Source organism: Streptomyces sp. NPDC049040, from assembly GCF_043197715.1.
Taxonomy (GTDB): Bacteria; Actinomycetota; Actinomycetes; order Streptomycetales; family Streptomycetaceae; genus Actinacidiphila.
The window spans coordinates 23,421-35,979 of record NZ_JBICTO010000015.1; the positions used below are offsets into that span (position 1 = coordinate 23,421).

The 12,559-nt window shown below is 73.6% G+C and carries 17 protein-coding genes; 6 read left to right on the top strand and 11 right to left on the bottom strand.

Features of this window, described 5'->3' with window-relative positions; translation table 11 throughout:
* Positions 1-12: 12 nt before the first annotated feature.
* The 3 genes from ACGFMP_RS28705 to ACGFMP_RS28715 all read right to left on the bottom strand — a co-directional run bounded on the left by ACGFMP_RS28705 (position 13) and on the right by ACGFMP_RS28715 (position 2,186).
* Positions 13-636 (bottom strand): TetR/AcrR family transcriptional regulator, encoded by a 624-nt coding sequence (locus ACGFMP_RS28705; RefSeq protein WP_393675933.1) that lies wholly within the window; start codon positions 634-636, stop codon positions 13-15.
* 226 nt (positions 637-862) lie between these two features.
* Positions 863-1,396 (bottom strand): GNAT family N-acetyltransferase, encoded by a 534-nt coding sequence (locus tag ACGFMP_RS28710; protein ID WP_393675934.1) that lies wholly within the window; start codon positions 1,394-1,396, stop codon positions 863-865.
* A gap of 46 nt (positions 1,397-1,442) precedes the next feature.
* Positions 1,443-2,186, bottom strand: coding sequence for an SAM-dependent methyltransferase (locus tag ACGFMP_RS28715; RefSeq protein WP_393675935.1), 744 nt, complete (start codon positions 2,184-2,186; stop codon positions 1,443-1,445).
* Positions 2,187-2,298: 112 nt separating this feature from the next.
* On the opposite strand from ACGFMP_RS28715, the gene ACGFMP_RS28720 reads away from it, so the two are divergent.
* On the top strand, positions 2,299-2,787 hold the full coding sequence (locus ACGFMP_RS28720; protein WP_393675936.1) for a GNAT family N-acetyltransferase: 489 nt from the start codon (positions 2,299-2,301) through the stop codon (positions 2,785-2,787).
* A 45-nt stretch (positions 2,788-2,832) separates the two neighbouring features.
* Here the strand turns inward: ACGFMP_RS28720 and ACGFMP_RS28725 are convergent, their stop codons facing one another.
* On the bottom strand, positions 2,833-3,414 hold the full coding sequence (locus ACGFMP_RS28725) for a TetR/AcrR family transcriptional regulator (protein WP_393675937.1): 582 nt from the start codon (positions 3,412-3,414) through the stop codon (positions 2,833-2,835).
* Positions 3,415-3,453: 39 nt separating this feature from the next.
* Between ACGFMP_RS28725 and ACGFMP_RS28730 the strand changes: the two genes are divergently transcribed.
* The 3 genes from ACGFMP_RS28730 (at position 3,454) to ACGFMP_RS28740 (ending at position 5,025) form a co-directional block, all read left to right on the top strand.
* A complete protein-coding gene (locus tag ACGFMP_RS28730) occupies positions 3,454-3,879 on the top strand; it encodes a DUF4267 domain-containing protein (protein WP_393675938.1) in 426 nt (141 codons plus the stop codon).
* Between the two features lie 31 nt (positions 3,880-3,910).
* Entirely contained in the window at positions 3,911-4,402 is a 492-nt protein-coding gene (locus ACGFMP_RS28735) for a cupin domain-containing protein (RefSeq protein WP_393675939.1), read from the top strand.
* 122 nt (positions 4,403-4,524) lie between these two features.
* On the top strand, positions 4,525-5,025 hold the full coding sequence (locus ACGFMP_RS28740; protein ID WP_393675940.1) for a GNAT family N-acetyltransferase: 501 nt from the start codon (positions 4,525-4,527) through the stop codon (positions 5,023-5,025).
* A 207-nt stretch (positions 5,026-5,232) separates the two neighbouring features.
* Here ACGFMP_RS28740 and ACGFMP_RS28745 read toward each other — a convergent pair whose 3' ends face one another.
* Positions 5,233-5,484 (bottom strand): type B 50S ribosomal protein L31, encoded by a 252-nt coding sequence (locus ACGFMP_RS28745; RefSeq protein WP_393675941.1) that lies wholly within the window; start codon positions 5,482-5,484, stop codon positions 5,233-5,235.
* A gap of 60 nt (positions 5,485-5,544) precedes the next feature.
* Positions 5,545-5,709 (bottom strand): 50S ribosomal protein L33, encoded by a 165-nt coding sequence (gene rpmG, locus ACGFMP_RS28750; RefSeq protein ID WP_205048242.1) that lies wholly within the window; start codon positions 5,707-5,709, stop codon positions 5,545-5,547.
* Positions 5,710-5,872: 163 nt separating this feature from the next.
* Here rpmG and ACGFMP_RS28755 point away from each other — a divergent pair, with 163 nt between their 5' ends.
* Entirely contained in the window at positions 5,873-6,532 is a 660-nt protein-coding gene (locus ACGFMP_RS28755; RefSeq protein ID WP_393675942.1) for a TetR/AcrR family transcriptional regulator, read from the top strand.
* Between the two features lie 314 nt (positions 6,533-6,846).
* Here ACGFMP_RS28755 and ACGFMP_RS28760 read toward each other — a convergent pair whose 3' ends face one another.
* From ACGFMP_RS28760 to ACGFMP_RS28775, 4 genes are all read right to left on the bottom strand, one after another.
* Positions 6,847-7,701 carry a VOC family protein gene (locus ACGFMP_RS28760; RefSeq protein ID WP_393675943.1) on the bottom strand — a complete coding sequence of 285 codons (855 nt, stop codon included), beginning with the start codon at positions 7,699-7,701 and terminating at the stop codon, positions 6,847-6,849.
* Positions 7,702-7,795: 94 nt separating this feature from the next.
* Positions 7,796-8,518: a beta-glucanase gene (locus ACGFMP_RS28765; RefSeq protein WP_393675944.1), complete on the bottom strand. Its 723-nt coding sequence runs from the start codon at positions 8,516-8,518 to the stop codon at positions 7,796-7,798.
* 137 nt (positions 8,519-8,655) lie between these two features.
* Positions 8,656-9,642, bottom strand: coding sequence for a MerR family DNA-binding transcriptional regulator (locus tag ACGFMP_RS28770; protein WP_393675945.1), 987 nt, complete (start codon positions 9,640-9,642; stop codon positions 8,656-8,658).
* A gap of 75 nt (positions 9,643-9,717) precedes the next feature.
* A complete protein-coding gene (locus ACGFMP_RS28775) occupies positions 9,718-10,467 on the bottom strand; it encodes an aldo/keto reductase (RefSeq protein WP_393676047.1) in 750 nt (249 codons plus the stop codon).
* Positions 10,468-10,478: 11 nt separating this feature from the next.
* Here ACGFMP_RS28775 and ACGFMP_RS28780 point away from each other — a divergent pair, with 11 nt between their 5' ends.
* A complete protein-coding gene (locus ACGFMP_RS28780) occupies positions 10,479-11,354 on the top strand; it encodes a LysR family transcriptional regulator (protein WP_393675946.1) in 876 nt (291 codons plus the stop codon).
* A 36-nt stretch (positions 11,355-11,390) separates the two neighbouring features.
* On the opposite strand, the gene ACGFMP_RS28785 is transcribed toward ACGFMP_RS28780, so the two are convergent.
* The gene (locus ACGFMP_RS28785) at positions 11,391-12,431 is read right to left on the bottom strand and encodes an NAD(P)/FAD-dependent oxidoreductase (protein ID WP_393675947.1); all 1,041 of its coding nucleotides are present in this window, start codon (positions 12,429-12,431) and stop codon (positions 11,391-11,393) included.
* Positions 12,432-12,559: the final 128 nt, after the last annotated feature.

Sequence of the window (12,559 nt, forward strand, 5' to 3'; positions counted from 1 at the left end):
TGCGTGACCGTGTCAGGCGCACAGTGACGCGTTGTCCCCGACGGAGGCGGCCAGTGCCCTGGCGATCAACTCGGGCAGCTCGGTGCGCCCGTCGTCCTCGGCCCAGCGGGTCAGCGCCGTGTGCATCGCGGCCAGGCAGGCGCTCGTGGCCGCCTGGGCGCGGAAAGCGGTGTCGGTGTCGGCCGCCTGGTCCCCCAGGGCCTCGATGATGGCCTGCTGCAGGGCGTATTGGCTGTCGAGGTACCGGGCGCGCAGCGCGGGCGTGGCGACCATGAGCTTGAGGCAGTCCAGCAGGAACCGCCGGTAGGCCGCCGGTTCGGCCGCGTCGCCGCCCGTCAGTGCCGCGGCCGCGTCGACGAGTGCGCCGCCGACACGGCTCACCAGGGGGTTGCCTGCGGGGGACGCGGCGACACGTTCGGCGATGAGCCGCGCCGGCTGGTCGACGAGGACGAGGTCCTCCTTGGTGGGGAAGTGCCGGTAGACGGTCATCGCCGAGACACCGGCGGCGCGGGCGACGTCGGCCACCGTCACCGTGTCGTAGCCGCGGTCGGTGAACAGCCCCACCGCCTGCGCCTGGATCAGGCGCCGCGTCTCGGAGCGCTGTCGCTCCCGCAGGGTCGGTTGCCGGTCACTCACGCGAAGGACATTACCGCAGCGTCTGCCATCGGCACCGAAGAGGACTCGCATCGGCGCCTTCGTGCACGGCCGCGCCGGTGCCCCGCTGCCCCGATGGCCACTGCGGTGCCCGGCATGCCCGGTCACCGCTCCGGATGCCCCACCACCAGCGCCCGGCCGTCCATCCGCCCACCCTGCCCGGGTCCGGAAGGGTCCGGCGCCCGAACTCTGCGGCCCGGCCCTGGTCTCAGCGGTCCCCGACGCGGCGGGCCAGGACCTGGCCCGGCCAGGAGTCGGCCGTGAAACGGTCCGTCGGGGTGAAGCCGTTGCGCTCGTAGTAGGCGACCAACTCGCCCCCGCCGCCCGCCCAGCAGTCCACCCGCAGCAGGTCCACGCCGGCCCGCCGGGTCTCCTCGACGGCGTGCGCGAGCAGCGCCGCTCCGACGCCCCGGCCGGCGTGGGCGCGGTCGGAGACCAGCAGCCTCACGTACCGCTCGGGTTCGTCGGCCGGCGCGATCGGCACATGCGGGCTGGGCCCCGAGTCCAGGACCAGGGTTCCGACGGGGCGTCCGTCCAGCTCCGCGATGAAGGGGGCGTTGTCGGTCATGTACTTCTCGACCCGCGCCACACCGCCCGGCTTCTGCGAATACGGCGTGGTGCCCCACTGCTCGGTGTTGCCGCGCGCGTTCATCCAGGCCACCGCCGCGTCGAGCATGTCGAGCGTGGCGGGCGCGTCGGCCGGGCCGCCGGGTCGGATCGTCAGGCGTGTCGTGTCGTTCACGGCGTGAGTGTAGGCACAGCCGGCAGGCACGAGCGCCACCTCGGGGTCAAGAGTGCCCCTGCGTGCGGCGCAGGAGAAGTGTCACGAAGCCGAAGGCGTCGCGGTAGACGCGCAGCCATTCGGTGCGGCGGGTGTCAGCGGTGGCCAGCACCTCCGCGGCGGCGGGGTCGTCGGGGTGGTCCAGCGCCCAGGCGGCCAGGGCGCCCCAGCAGGCCCACTCGTAGTCGTCCAGCTCACGGCGGGTGCTGACGTGTCCGTGTACGGGGGTCCAGCCCTCGGCGGCGACCTTCTCCACGGTGGTGGCCAGGTCGTCGAAGTCGCCGAGCATCCCGACGGCTTCGGCGGACGGCGCGGACTCCCAGAAGCCGTCGCCGATCAGGACGTGGCCGCCGGGGGCAAGGTGCTCTCGGGCCGCGGCGAGGGTCGGGAGCAGGCCTCCGAAGGCATGCGCGGCCCCGACGCTCAGCACCAGGTCGAACGGTTGCGGCGCCGTGAAGTCCGCCGCGTCCCGCCGGTGCAGCACCAGCCGCTGCTCGACGCCCCGGCGGGTGGCCGCCTCGCGGGCCTGGGACAGCGCCTCGGGGGAGATGTCGACGCCCTCGGCGTGCACATGGGGGCCTGCCGCCAGGGCGCGCAGCAGCCATTCGCCGCCGCCGCAGCCGAGGTCGAGCACGCGTCCCCCGCCGCGCGCGAGGCCCTTGTCCAGGAGTTGCCGGACCGAGTCGTCGTCGAGCGGCGCCTTGATCGGGTGGTCGGAGTGGGCGATGCGGGAGATCTCTTCGCGGTTCACCCGCGCAGCCTGCCGACTCCGTGGCGCACGCGCATCCGATTTTGCGGTGGCGTCGGGAGTCCGCGGGGATATGCGGTGGAAGGCAGCGGTCCGGTGCGGGCATCCTGTGCGCATGCTGATCAGGGAAGCCACCACCGAGGACTGGCCGGCCATCTGGCCGTTCTTCCACCGCATCGTCACGGAGGGCGAGACCTTCACCTACCCCGTGGACCTCACCGAGGACCAGGGCCGCGAGTGGTGGCTGCTGGCGGAGCCGATGCGTACCGTCGTCGCGGTGGACGACGCGGGCACCGTGCTGGGCACGGCGAAGATGAACCGCAACCACATGGGCAACGGCTCGCACATCGCGAGCGCCAGCTACATGGTCGACCCGGCGCACTCGGGGCAGGGCGTGGGGCGTGCGCTGTGTGCGTACACGGTGGAGTGGGCGCGCGCGGCGGGCTATCGGGCGATGCAGTTCAACGCGGTCGTGGAGACGAACGAGTACGCGGTGAAGCTGTACAGGTCGCTCGGCTTCCAGGTGATCGGCACGCTGCCGGAGGGCTTCCGGCACCCGAGGCTCGGCTATGTCGGGCTGCACATCATGCATCTCGCGCTCTGACCGGGCGGCGGCCCGCGGGCCCCGGCGGGCCGTGCCCCGCGCCTCTCACGCGGGCGGTGAGAACCGGTCGATCAGCAGGGCGAGCCGGACGTCGTGGCCCTCACGGCGCAGACGGCCGCTGCGCATGAGGGTGAGCAGGCCGTGCAGGCCGCTCCACACGGTCTCGGTGAGCGCGCCCGGATCGTCGCCCGGCGCCGCCAGCGGTTCGACGGCGCCGCGCAGTTCACCGAACGCCTCGCGGAGCGGGGCGGGGGCCTGCGGGGTCGCGAACGGCAGGTCGACGGCGTGGGTGAACATCGCGTCGTACGTCGCTGGGCACCGCTCGGCGAACGCGGAATAGGTCACGGCCACGGCCACGAGGGCTTCGCGCGGGCCGGGCGCCGCGGTGCGCGCCGCCCGCAGTTCGCCGGCCATCTCGGCGAATCCCTGGACGGCGACGGCGGCCATGATGGCGTCCTTGCCCTTGAAGTGGCTGTAGAGCACCGGCTGGCTGTACTCGATCTCGGCGGCGAGACGGCGGGTGGTGACCGACTCCCAGCCCTCGGCCTCGGCCATGTCCCGGGCGGCCGTGATGATCGACCGCTCACGTTCGGCTCGTTCGCGCTCGCGGCGCGTCTGGATCGTCATGGCAGTGACTCTAGCATTGCTAGGCAATGTGTCGACGCTATGCTAGCGTCGATCTCGTTCCTAGCAGTGACAACTACCGCGAGGAGAACCGCCGTGCTCACGCCCACCGCCTACGGCCTGGCCATCGTGCTCGACCTGCTCGTCCTGTTGATCGGCGCCCGCTTCCTGCTGGTGCCGCGGCCCGCCGCCGTGGGCTACGGGGTGGCCGCCCGGGAGAACGGCGACCCGGCGTATCTGACGGTCAAGGGCCTCAGGGACGCCACGTTCGGCGTCATGGGCCTGGCCCTGCTCGCCTTCTCCGGTGCCGGCGCCGAGGCCTGGTTCATGCTCGTCGTGGCCCTCGCGCCGCTCGGCGACACCCTGATCGTGCTGCGGCACGGCGGGACCAAGGCCACAGCATTCGGCATACACTTCGCGACCGCCGTCACCGTACTGGCCAGTGCGGCCCTGCTGTTCGCCGTCTGACCACCGCTCACCCCACCCCGAGGAGCCAGAGATGTCGCTCATCGTCCCGAAGTTCGACGAATCCGTGGTCGTCCGCTCCGCGGAGGCGGAGGTGATCGGCAGGGCGCCGACCACCATCAGGCTGCTGGCCGACAGCAGCGCGACCGGCGGCGCGCTGTCCACCCAGCGGGTCACCCTCACGGACGGCGCCGACGGCGCCAAGCCGCACCACCACGCCGGCTCCGCCGAAATGTTCTACCTGCTCGACGGCACCGCACAGCTGCTGTCCGGCGAGCAGGTCGTCACCGCCGAGCGCGGCGACCTGGTCATCGTCCCGCCGGGTCTCCCCCACGCCTTCGCGGCCGCCCCCGGGCACGACGCGGACATCCTCATCGTCATCACACCGGGCGTCGAGCGCTTCGAGTACTTCCGCCACCTGGAGCGCATCGCCTACGGCAAAGTCCCCCCGGAGAGCCTCCTGGACGTCCAGGAGCTGTACGACACGTACTTCCTGCAGAGCGCGGCCTGGGACGAAAGGCATTGACGGCGATGTGGCGGGGGGGCAGGGACGGAGGCGACCGGAACATCCCGGCCGGTGCACGCGTGGCGACCGGGCCCCCGGCCCGGGACCGCGGGCCCGTCGGGACGGAAGACAGGCCGGCGGCCGTGGACGATCTGACGACGGCGCGCCTCGTACTGCATCCGCTGAGTGCGGGCGAGGCCGAGCAGGTGCTGGGCGGCCGGGCCGACCGCTCGGTGCGCTGGGCCGACGGGTATCCCGCGGAAGGGGACCTCTCGGCGGCCAGGCGTTTCCTCGCCACCTGCGCGGACAGCGGCGATCCGCGGCCTTTCGGCACCTACGGGATCCGGCTGCGCGAGGACGGGCGGACCATCGGCGGCGTGGACTTCCACGGCAGGCCGGACGAGGACGGCTGCGTCACGATCGGCTACGGCCTCGTACCCGCGGCGCACGGCAACGGATACGCCTCGGAGGCGCTGCGCGCGCTGCTGGCATTCGCGCGGACGCAGGGCGTCGGCAGCGTCCTGGGCGACACGGACGTCGGCAATGTCGCCTCCCGCCGCGTGATGGCCGCGGCCGGCATGCGGCTCACAGCCGAGACCGAGCAGCTGGCCTTCTACCGGATCGACTGGGAGGACGCGATCTGACGGCGGCCCGGGACGCAGCAGGAGAGTGCCCCCGGGTGGGTGGATGGGGCTGGTCGAAGGCACTGTCCACCGCAGCAGCAGGAAACACTCTCCAGGCCGGTGACTCTACCCGGGCACGCCGCGGCGGCGGCGCGAAAGCGCCGCCGCACGAAGACGATCACCCTTTCCAGCGACATAGCTGCCGGGGCCCGCGGGGGCAGGACCGGATCAGCCGGCGCTGCGCCCGTAGCGGCGCCGGAAGCGGTCGATTCGGCCCGCGGTGTCCAGCTCGCGTGCCTTGCCGGTGTAGAAGGGGTGGCTGGCCGACGACGTCTCGACGTCGATGACCGGGTAGGTGTTGCCGTCCGTCCAGGCCAGGGTGCGGTCGGACGTCGCGGTGGAGCGGGTCAGGAAGGCGAAGTCGCCGGCCTTGTCCCTGAAGATGACCGGGCGGGAGGTGGGGTGGATGCCGTTCTTCATGCGTGTCCTTTCACTGGCCGGCTGTGGCGTGCCGCGGTGCTGCCCTGATGGGGCCGCGGGTCAGCGCTCCTCGCGGAAGAGCACGTGCTTGCGGGCCACCGGGTCGTACTTGAGCAGCGTCAGCCTGTCGGGGTCGTTGCGCCGGTTCTTCCTGGTCACGTACGTGTGTCCGGTACCGGCAGTGGAGCGGAGTTTCACGACGGGGCGCAGTTCACTGCGAGCCATCAGCCACCTCTTTCCGTCATCGTTGTCGTTTCCACTTCCTACGCTCACCAGAACGCACCGGGGTGGCGTCGCATTCCTTCCCCGGCCGACTTTTCCGCACGGTCGTGCTGCCAGTCACGTAGGCTTGGCGGATCGGAATCAGGACAACGCATCGGAGGCTCCAGTGGCGACGACGAGGACCGCCGCCCGCGTCGACGGGCGGGTGGCGCGCGGCGACGAGACGAGGCGCCTGGTACTGGAGCGCGCCGTCGCGCTCGCGTCGGTCGAGGGCCTGGACGGGCTGACGGTCGGGCGGCTCGCCGGCGACCTGGGGCTCAGCAAGAGCGGGGTCTTCGCGCTGTTCGGGTCGAAGGAGGACCTCCAGCTGGCGACCGTGCGCACCGCGATCAGGATCTTCCTCGAGCACGTGGTGAACCCCGCACACGAGCTGCCGCACGGCATGGACAGGCTGTGGCGGCTGTGCAGCGGCTGGCTGGCCTATTCGCAGGCGAGGATCTTCCCCGGCGGCTGCTTCTTCTACGCGGTCGGCGCCGAATACGACGCGCGGCCCGGCCGGCTGCACGACACGATCGCGGCGGCCCGCAGGAACTGGTCCTCCTTCCTGGAGCAGACCCTGCGGGAGGCCCAGCAGGCGGGCCAGGCGCGGCAGGACGTCGACCGGCCGCAGCTGGTCTTCGAGATCTGCGCGCTGATGGAGATGGCCAACGGCGATTCGGTGCTGCACGGCGACGACACCGGCTACCGGATGGCGGCCAAGGGCATCCTGCGCCGGTTGCGGGAGGTGGCGACCGACCCCTCGCTGCTGCCCGCGGCGGACGGCTGAGCGCGGGGGCCGGGGCCGGCGCGAGACTCACCAGCCATCGGCCCGCACATCTTTAAGCACGATCGTTCGTGTATATTTCGCGGCGACGGTCATCCGGTGCATCGGGAGGCAGGACATGGTGGAGCCGCCGGCTTCTGGGCAGCAGTCCGTGAAACCCCGGATCGCCGGGCCCAATCAGTGGATCAAGGACCACCTCGACGCGCTGATAGACGCCCGGCTGCTGCCGCAGGACCCGGCACCGCCCGCCCGGGGACGTGCCCGCAGGTCCGCCAGGATCGCGGACCGGTTGAAGCGGGCGGTGGCTCCGGACGCGGCTACCGGGAGAACACCGTGAACAGGCCGCCGTCCGGGTCGCGCAGGTCGGCCCACGGGCCGGCCTGGCCCGTCCCGCTGCCGAGCAGCGTGCCGCCCAGCGCCCGGGCGGCCTCGACACGCGCCGCGACGTCGTCGACCGCGAAGTGGACGGCCCAGTGCGGGCGGACCACCGGGTCGGGCGCCGCCTCGACCGCGCCTGAGGAGATCCGGGCCACCACGTCGCCCGAGCTGTGGACGAGGACCTCGGCGCGCTCGTAGTCGTAGGAGACGCTGCAGCAGCCGGCCGCCTCGTCGGCCCACTCCAGGACGCCGCCGTAGAAGATCGCCGCCTCGAAGGCGTCCCTGGTGCGCAGGCGGACGACCACGGGCCCGCGGTCGTGCCAGGACTGCCAGCCGCCGGGCAGCCGGCCGTCCCATACGCCGAAGACGGCGCCGTCCCGGTCGGCGGCCAGGACCGCGCGACCCGAGGCGAAGGAGACCGGGCCGAGCGCCACGGTGGCGCTGCGCTCGCGGATCCTGGCGGTCGCCTCGTCGGCCTGTGCGACCTCGAAGAACGGTGTCCATCCCACCGCGACCTGCATGTCGCCGGCGACCGCGCCGATGGTGGCGATCGGCCGGCCGTCGGTCACCGCGACGGCGAAGCGCTCGCCGAGCGTCGTCGAGCGGAACTCCCAGCCCAGCACGCTGCCGTAGAACTTCTCGGCGGCGGCCAGATCGCGTGCGGTCAGGCTGACCCAGCACGGGGCGCCGCGCGCCACGACCGGGTCGCTCGCGCCCGTCCCGCTCGTACCGCTGGTCGGACCGGTCGCGCCGGTCGCGCGCCCGTCCGTCTTCGCCGGCTGCCGCCCGGTCATTGCACCGACTCCGCTTCGTCCACTTGATGCTCAGGGGGAGATGACCCCCTGGATACGGGGGTGTCCTTCCTGCACTTGCCCGGTCCTCGCGTGATCATGCCGGGTGATCGCGGTCTCTTCCGGTGCCGGACACGGAGCGGCGCACGGTCAGGGCCGAGCACTGCCAGTGCAGCTCGTCGGTGCCGGGGCGCGGCGGCAGATGGCCGTAGCGGCCGGCGGCGACGCTGATGCAGACCACCGGCCAGGCGCGCCAGTGCGGGCCGACGCCCCGGTGGTCGGCGTGGAGCAGCCGGCCGTCGGCATACCACTCGACGCTCGCCGCCCCGAAGACCACCCGCAGCACGAACGGGCGGCCGGCGGTGACGGCGCCCTCGGCGTAGTGCGCGGCAGGGCGGACGTGGTTGGTCAGCTCCAGCATGCCGGGGTGGGTGGGGTGGTATTCGAAGGCGTCGATCTCTCCGTGTCCCGGCTGCGGGCGGCCGCCGGTGTCGCGGCCCCAGGTCCACAGTGCGGGCCACGCGCCCTGGACGTCGTGGACGACGCAGGTCGCGCTGAGCTCGTCGCCGGCCAGCAGTTCGAACCCGCCCGGGGCGTACTCGGTGGAGACCAGGGCGGTGTGCCACTCGCCGCCGCGGGCGCGGTGGGCGGCGAAGACCCCGTCAGCGGTGGGGGCGAAGTCCGGGCCGATCCGGTCGAGCTTGTTGTCGCCGGGGTTGCGGCCGTCCTCGGGATAGGCGGAGGTGCGGCCGACCGCCCAGGCGGAGCGGTCGCCGAAGGGCGCGTCGAAGACCACTGCTGGGGTGGGGCGGTCGGGCATACGGGCTCCTTGCTGGCGGCCGGAATGACCCCATTCAATCCGGTTCGACCCTCCATTGGAAGCGGCGTGCGGAAGCGTCCGCCCGGCGCGTACGGCGTGGCACGCGCCCCCGGGCAGGTCCCGGGGCGGGCGGCGGCTCAGGCGGGGTTGTCCGCGAGCCAGCGGAGGACCTCGCCCGCGTGCCGGTCCGGCGGGAAGACCGGGTAGAAGACGTGCTCGACGACGCCGTCCCGGACGACCAGCGTGATGCGCGCGTGGAGCACGTCCCCGCCGGCCTCGAAGGTGGGCAGACCCAGTGACGCGGCCAGGCTCAGCGCGGGGTCGGAGAGCATCGCGAAGGGGAGCCGCAGCCGGGCCACGACCTCCTGCTGGTAGCCGGTGTCCTGGCTGGACAGCCCGAGGACGCGGGCCACGCCGAGGGCGGCGAGGTCGTCGTGGTGGTCCCGGAAGCCGCACGCCTGCGCGGTGCAGCCGCGCGCTCCCGGGATCGAGTCCCAGCCCTCGGGCACATCGGTGTCGGGCCTGCCGGTGAGCGGGTAGCAGTACAGCACGGTACGTCCCTCGCCGAGCGCGTCCAGGGCGACCGTGCCGCCCGCGGTGCCGGGCAGCGCAAGGGCGGGCATCCGGCAGCCGACGAGGTGGTCCGCGGCGCCGTCGTCCTGCGGCACCGGCAGGTTCTGCGGCAGCCGCCTGAGGTGCGCGTCCCCCGTCGCGCCGCCGGCGAGGGCGTCCCGCGCGGGCACGGCGGCGGCCGGCGGGGAGGCCCTGCTGTTGCGGTAGGCCGCCTCGCGCAGCTGGGACGCGAGGGTGTCCCTGCGCACGGTCAGCGCGTCGATCCGGGCCGTCAGGTCGTCGATGGCTTCGCGATAGGCGGCCAGCGAGGACGGGCAGTCGTCCGCGTACTCCCGGCCGCCGGCCAGGCATTCGAGGAAGGGCCGGGTCCGCTCGACGGGGATGCCGAGGGAGTTGAGCGCCCGGGCCTCGCGCACCATCCGGGCGTCCTGCTCCGAGTAGTCCCGGTAGCCGTTGGGCAGCCGGGCCGGGGCCAGCAGCCCCGCGGCCTCGTAGTAGAGGACCGTCTTGACCGTCACTCCCGCGCGGCGCGCGACCTCACCGATTTTCATGTCATCACCACGGAACGGACCCTAGACCCTGCCCCGAGGGGCAGGGTCAAGCGGCGGACGCGGAAGGCCTGCCGCTCAGCGGCCGCCCTCGATGCGGCGGCCGCGCTGCTCCACCCCGGGAACGCCGTACGGGTAGTCCGCCGCGCCCGGGTCGCTGGCCTCGTCCAGCCTGGCCGTCTGCCCGGCGGTCAGGCGCAGGGCTGCAGAGCCGAGGTTGTCGTCGAGCTGCTCGACGGTACGGGCGCCGAGGATGACCGAGGTCACCGCCGGGCGGTCCAGCAGCCAGGCAAGGGCGACCTGCGCCATGGTGGCGCCGGTCTCCTCGGCGATCGACTGGACCGCGTCCACCACGTCCCAGGTGCGCTGCACGCGAGCCCGCCGCTCGTACGCCTCCACGCCGCGCTCGGGGTTCTCGCCGAGCCGGGTGGCGCCGGTGGGGCGCTCGTCGCGGCGGTACTTGCCGGTGAGCCAGCCGCCGCCGAGCGGGCTCCAGGGCAGCAGCCCCAGGCCCTCGGACTGGCAGGCCGGGGTGACCTCCCACTCGATCTCCCGGCTGAGCAGGCTGTACTGGGGCTGCAGCGTCACCGGTCGGGCCAGGCCGCGGAAGTCGGCGGTGTCGACGGCCTTCTGGAGCTGCCAGCCGGTGTGGTTCGACAGTCCGACGTAGTGGATGCGGCCTTGGCGTACCGCGTCGTCGAGGAAGCGCAGGGTCTCCTCCACCGGGGTCAGCGGGTCCCAGGAGTGCACCTGGTAGAGGTCGACGCAGTCCACGCCGAGCCGGCGCAGCGAGGCGGTCAGCGCCCGGTCGAGGTGCCGCCGGGACAGTCCGGCGCATCATGGAACTGCGGCAACTCGAGTACTTCGTCGCCGTCGCCGAGGAGCGGCACTTCACGCGGGCGGCGCACCGGATGGTGGTGTCCCAGTCGGGGCTGTCGGCATCGGTGCGGTCGCTGGAGCGCGAGTTGGGCGCGGCGCTGTTCACCCGGACCACCCGCAGCGTCGAACTGACCGGCGCGGGACGGGCGTTGCTGGCCGAGGCGACCCGTACGCTGGCCGCCGCCAGGGCCGCGGGGGACGCCGTCGCGGCGGTGCAGGGGCTGCTCCGCGGCAGCCTGGCGGTGGGCACGGAGCAGTGCGTGAACGTCGACGTGGGGGCGCTGCTGGCCCGCTTCCGCGCCGAGCACGGCAATGTGGAGGTGCGGCTGCGGCAGGCGGGCTCCGCGGTGATGGCGCAGGACGTCGCCGACGGCCGGCTGGACCTGGCCTTCATCACCCTGCCGGGGCCGCCGCCCGAGGGGGTGCGGCTGCTCCCGCTGACCAGCGAGCCGATGGTGCTGCTGTGCGGTCCGGGGCACCGGCTGGCGGGCGAGCCGTACGCCCGCTGGGGGCAGTTGGCGGACGAGACGTTCTTCGACTGGCACCAGGACTGGGGGGCCAGGCGGCTGAACGACCTGGCCTTCGAGGCGAGCGGCACCCCCCGGCGGGTCGGCATCGAGGTCTACGACGTGCACACGCTGATCGACATGGTGCGGCACGGGCTGGGCATCGCGGTGGTGCCGCAGCCGATCTCCCGCAAGGAGCAGGCGGCGGAGCTCTCGGTGGTGCCGCTGAAGGGTCAGGACGAGCGGCAGTGGGAGGTGTCGGTCGCGCTGCCCTCGGACGGCCGGGACAGCCCGGCCGCCCGCGAACTGCTGTCCTATCTGGGGCTGTGAGGCGGACGGCCGGCGGCCCCGGCGGCGGATGCCTGCCTACCCGGCGCCGTGCGGCGCGGCAGGCCGTGCGGCACGGGCGGCGGCCACCGCACGGCGGGTGTCGGCGCCGACCAGGTCGGCGTTGATCGCCGCCGCGGCGCGCACTCCCGCGGCCGCCGCCCCGATGACCTGCTCGGCCAGGCTCGCCACATTGCCCGCGACCCACACGCCGGGCACGGCGGTCGCGCCGGTCGGATCCGCGGGGATGCGGGTGCCCAGCACGTGGCCGCCCATCTCCTGCTCCTCGGGCTTCAGGCCCAGGTCGCGCAGGATGCCGCCGTTGGCCGTGAAGCGGGGGGCGACCGCGAGCGCGTCGCAGGCGATCCGCCGGCCGCCGACCAGCTCGACGGCGGCGAGCCTGCCGCCGTCGGCCACCAGGCGGGCGACCTCGCCGTCGACGACCGCGATGCCCCTGGCGGCCAGCTGCTCGCATGCCTCGTCGTCAGGTTCCTGCGCGGTGTGCAGGAAGACGGTGATCCGGTCGCTCCACTGGCGCCACAGGAGCGCCTGGTGGACGGCGAGCGGTCCGGTGGCCAGGACGCCGACGGCGCGGTCCCGTACCTCCCAGCCGTGGCAGTACGGGCAGTGCAGCACATCGCGACCCCACAGGCCGGCCAGCCCGGGGACTGCGGGCAGCTCGTCGGTCAGGCCGGTGGTGACCAGCAGCCGGTCCGCCGAGACCGCGGCGCCGTCGTCGAGGGCGACCCGGAAGCTCCCGTCCGGGCGGCGTTCGGCCGCGGTGACGGTGCCTGACCGGATCTCGCCGCCGTAGCCCGCGACCTCGGCGCGGCCTGCGGCGAGCAGGGCGGCGGGCGGGGTGCCCTCGCGGGCCAGGTAGGTGTGGACTCCCGCGGCGGGCGCGTTGCGCGGGCGTCCGGCGTCGACGACAAGGACCGAGCGGCGGGCGCGGGCCAGGGTGGACGCTCCGGCCAGGCCGGCTGCGCCGCCGCCGACGACCACGGCTTCGTAGTGGGCCTCCGCGCCGGCGGGCGGCGCGGCCGGGGCGGGCGTGGGGGTGTGCGGGCGGGGTTTCGTCATGGGGTCTGCCTCCTTGCCGCGATGGTCGGCGGGGCCGTCCCTCGTGGCAAACCTCATTGCCGGAACAGCAACGCGTGCGGCAGGACGGCAGGTGGATCTGCACGGGGATCGGGATCGCACTTTTGCCT

What these genes read in the sequence shown, in the direction of transcription:
- ACGFMP_RS28720 (WP_393675936.1), top strand. Translation starts at nt 2,299, where the DNA reads ATGCTGATCAGGGAAGCCACCACCGAGGACTGGCCGGCCATCTGGCCG.
- ACGFMP_RS28725 (WP_393675937.1), bottom strand. Translation starts at nt 3,414, where the DNA reads ATGACGATCCAGACGCGCCGCGAGCGCGAACGAGCCGAACGTGAGCGG.
- ACGFMP_RS28730 (WP_393675938.1), top strand. Translation starts at nt 3,454, where the DNA reads ATGCTAGCGTCGATCTCGTTCCTAGCAGTGACAACTACCGCGAGGAGA.
- ACGFMP_RS28735 (WP_393675939.1), top strand. Translation starts at nt 3,911, where the DNA reads ATGTCGCTCATCGTCCCGAAGTTCGACGAATCCGTGGTCGTCCGCTCC.
- ACGFMP_RS28745 (WP_393675941.1), bottom strand. Translation starts at nt 5,484, where the DNA reads ATGAAGAACGGCATCCACCCCACCTCCCGCCCGGTCATCTTCAGGGAC.
- rpmG (WP_205048242.1), bottom strand. Translation starts at nt 5,709, where the DNA reads ATGGCTCGCAGTGAACTGCGCCCCGTCGTGAAACTCCGCTCCACTGCC.
- ACGFMP_RS28760 (WP_393675943.1), bottom strand. Translation starts at nt 7,701, where the DNA reads ATGACCGGGCGGCAGCCGGCGAAGACGGACGGGCGCGCGACCGGCGCG.
- ACGFMP_RS28765 (WP_393675944.1), bottom strand. Translation starts at nt 8,518, where the DNA reads ATGCCCGACCGCCCCACCCCAGCAGTGGTCTTCGACGCGCCCTTCGGC.
- ACGFMP_RS28770 (WP_393675945.1), bottom strand. Translation starts at nt 9,642, where the DNA reads ATGAAAATCGGTGAGGTCGCGCGCCGCGCGGGAGTGACGGTCAAGACG.
- ACGFMP_RS28780 (WP_393675946.1), top strand. Translation starts at nt 10,479, where the DNA reads ATGGAACTGCGGCAACTCGAGTACTTCGTCGCCGTCGCCGAGGAGCGG.
- ACGFMP_RS28785 (WP_393675947.1), bottom strand. Translation starts at nt 12,431, where the DNA reads ATGACGAAACCCCGCCCGCACACCCCCACGCCCGCCCCGGCCGCGCCG.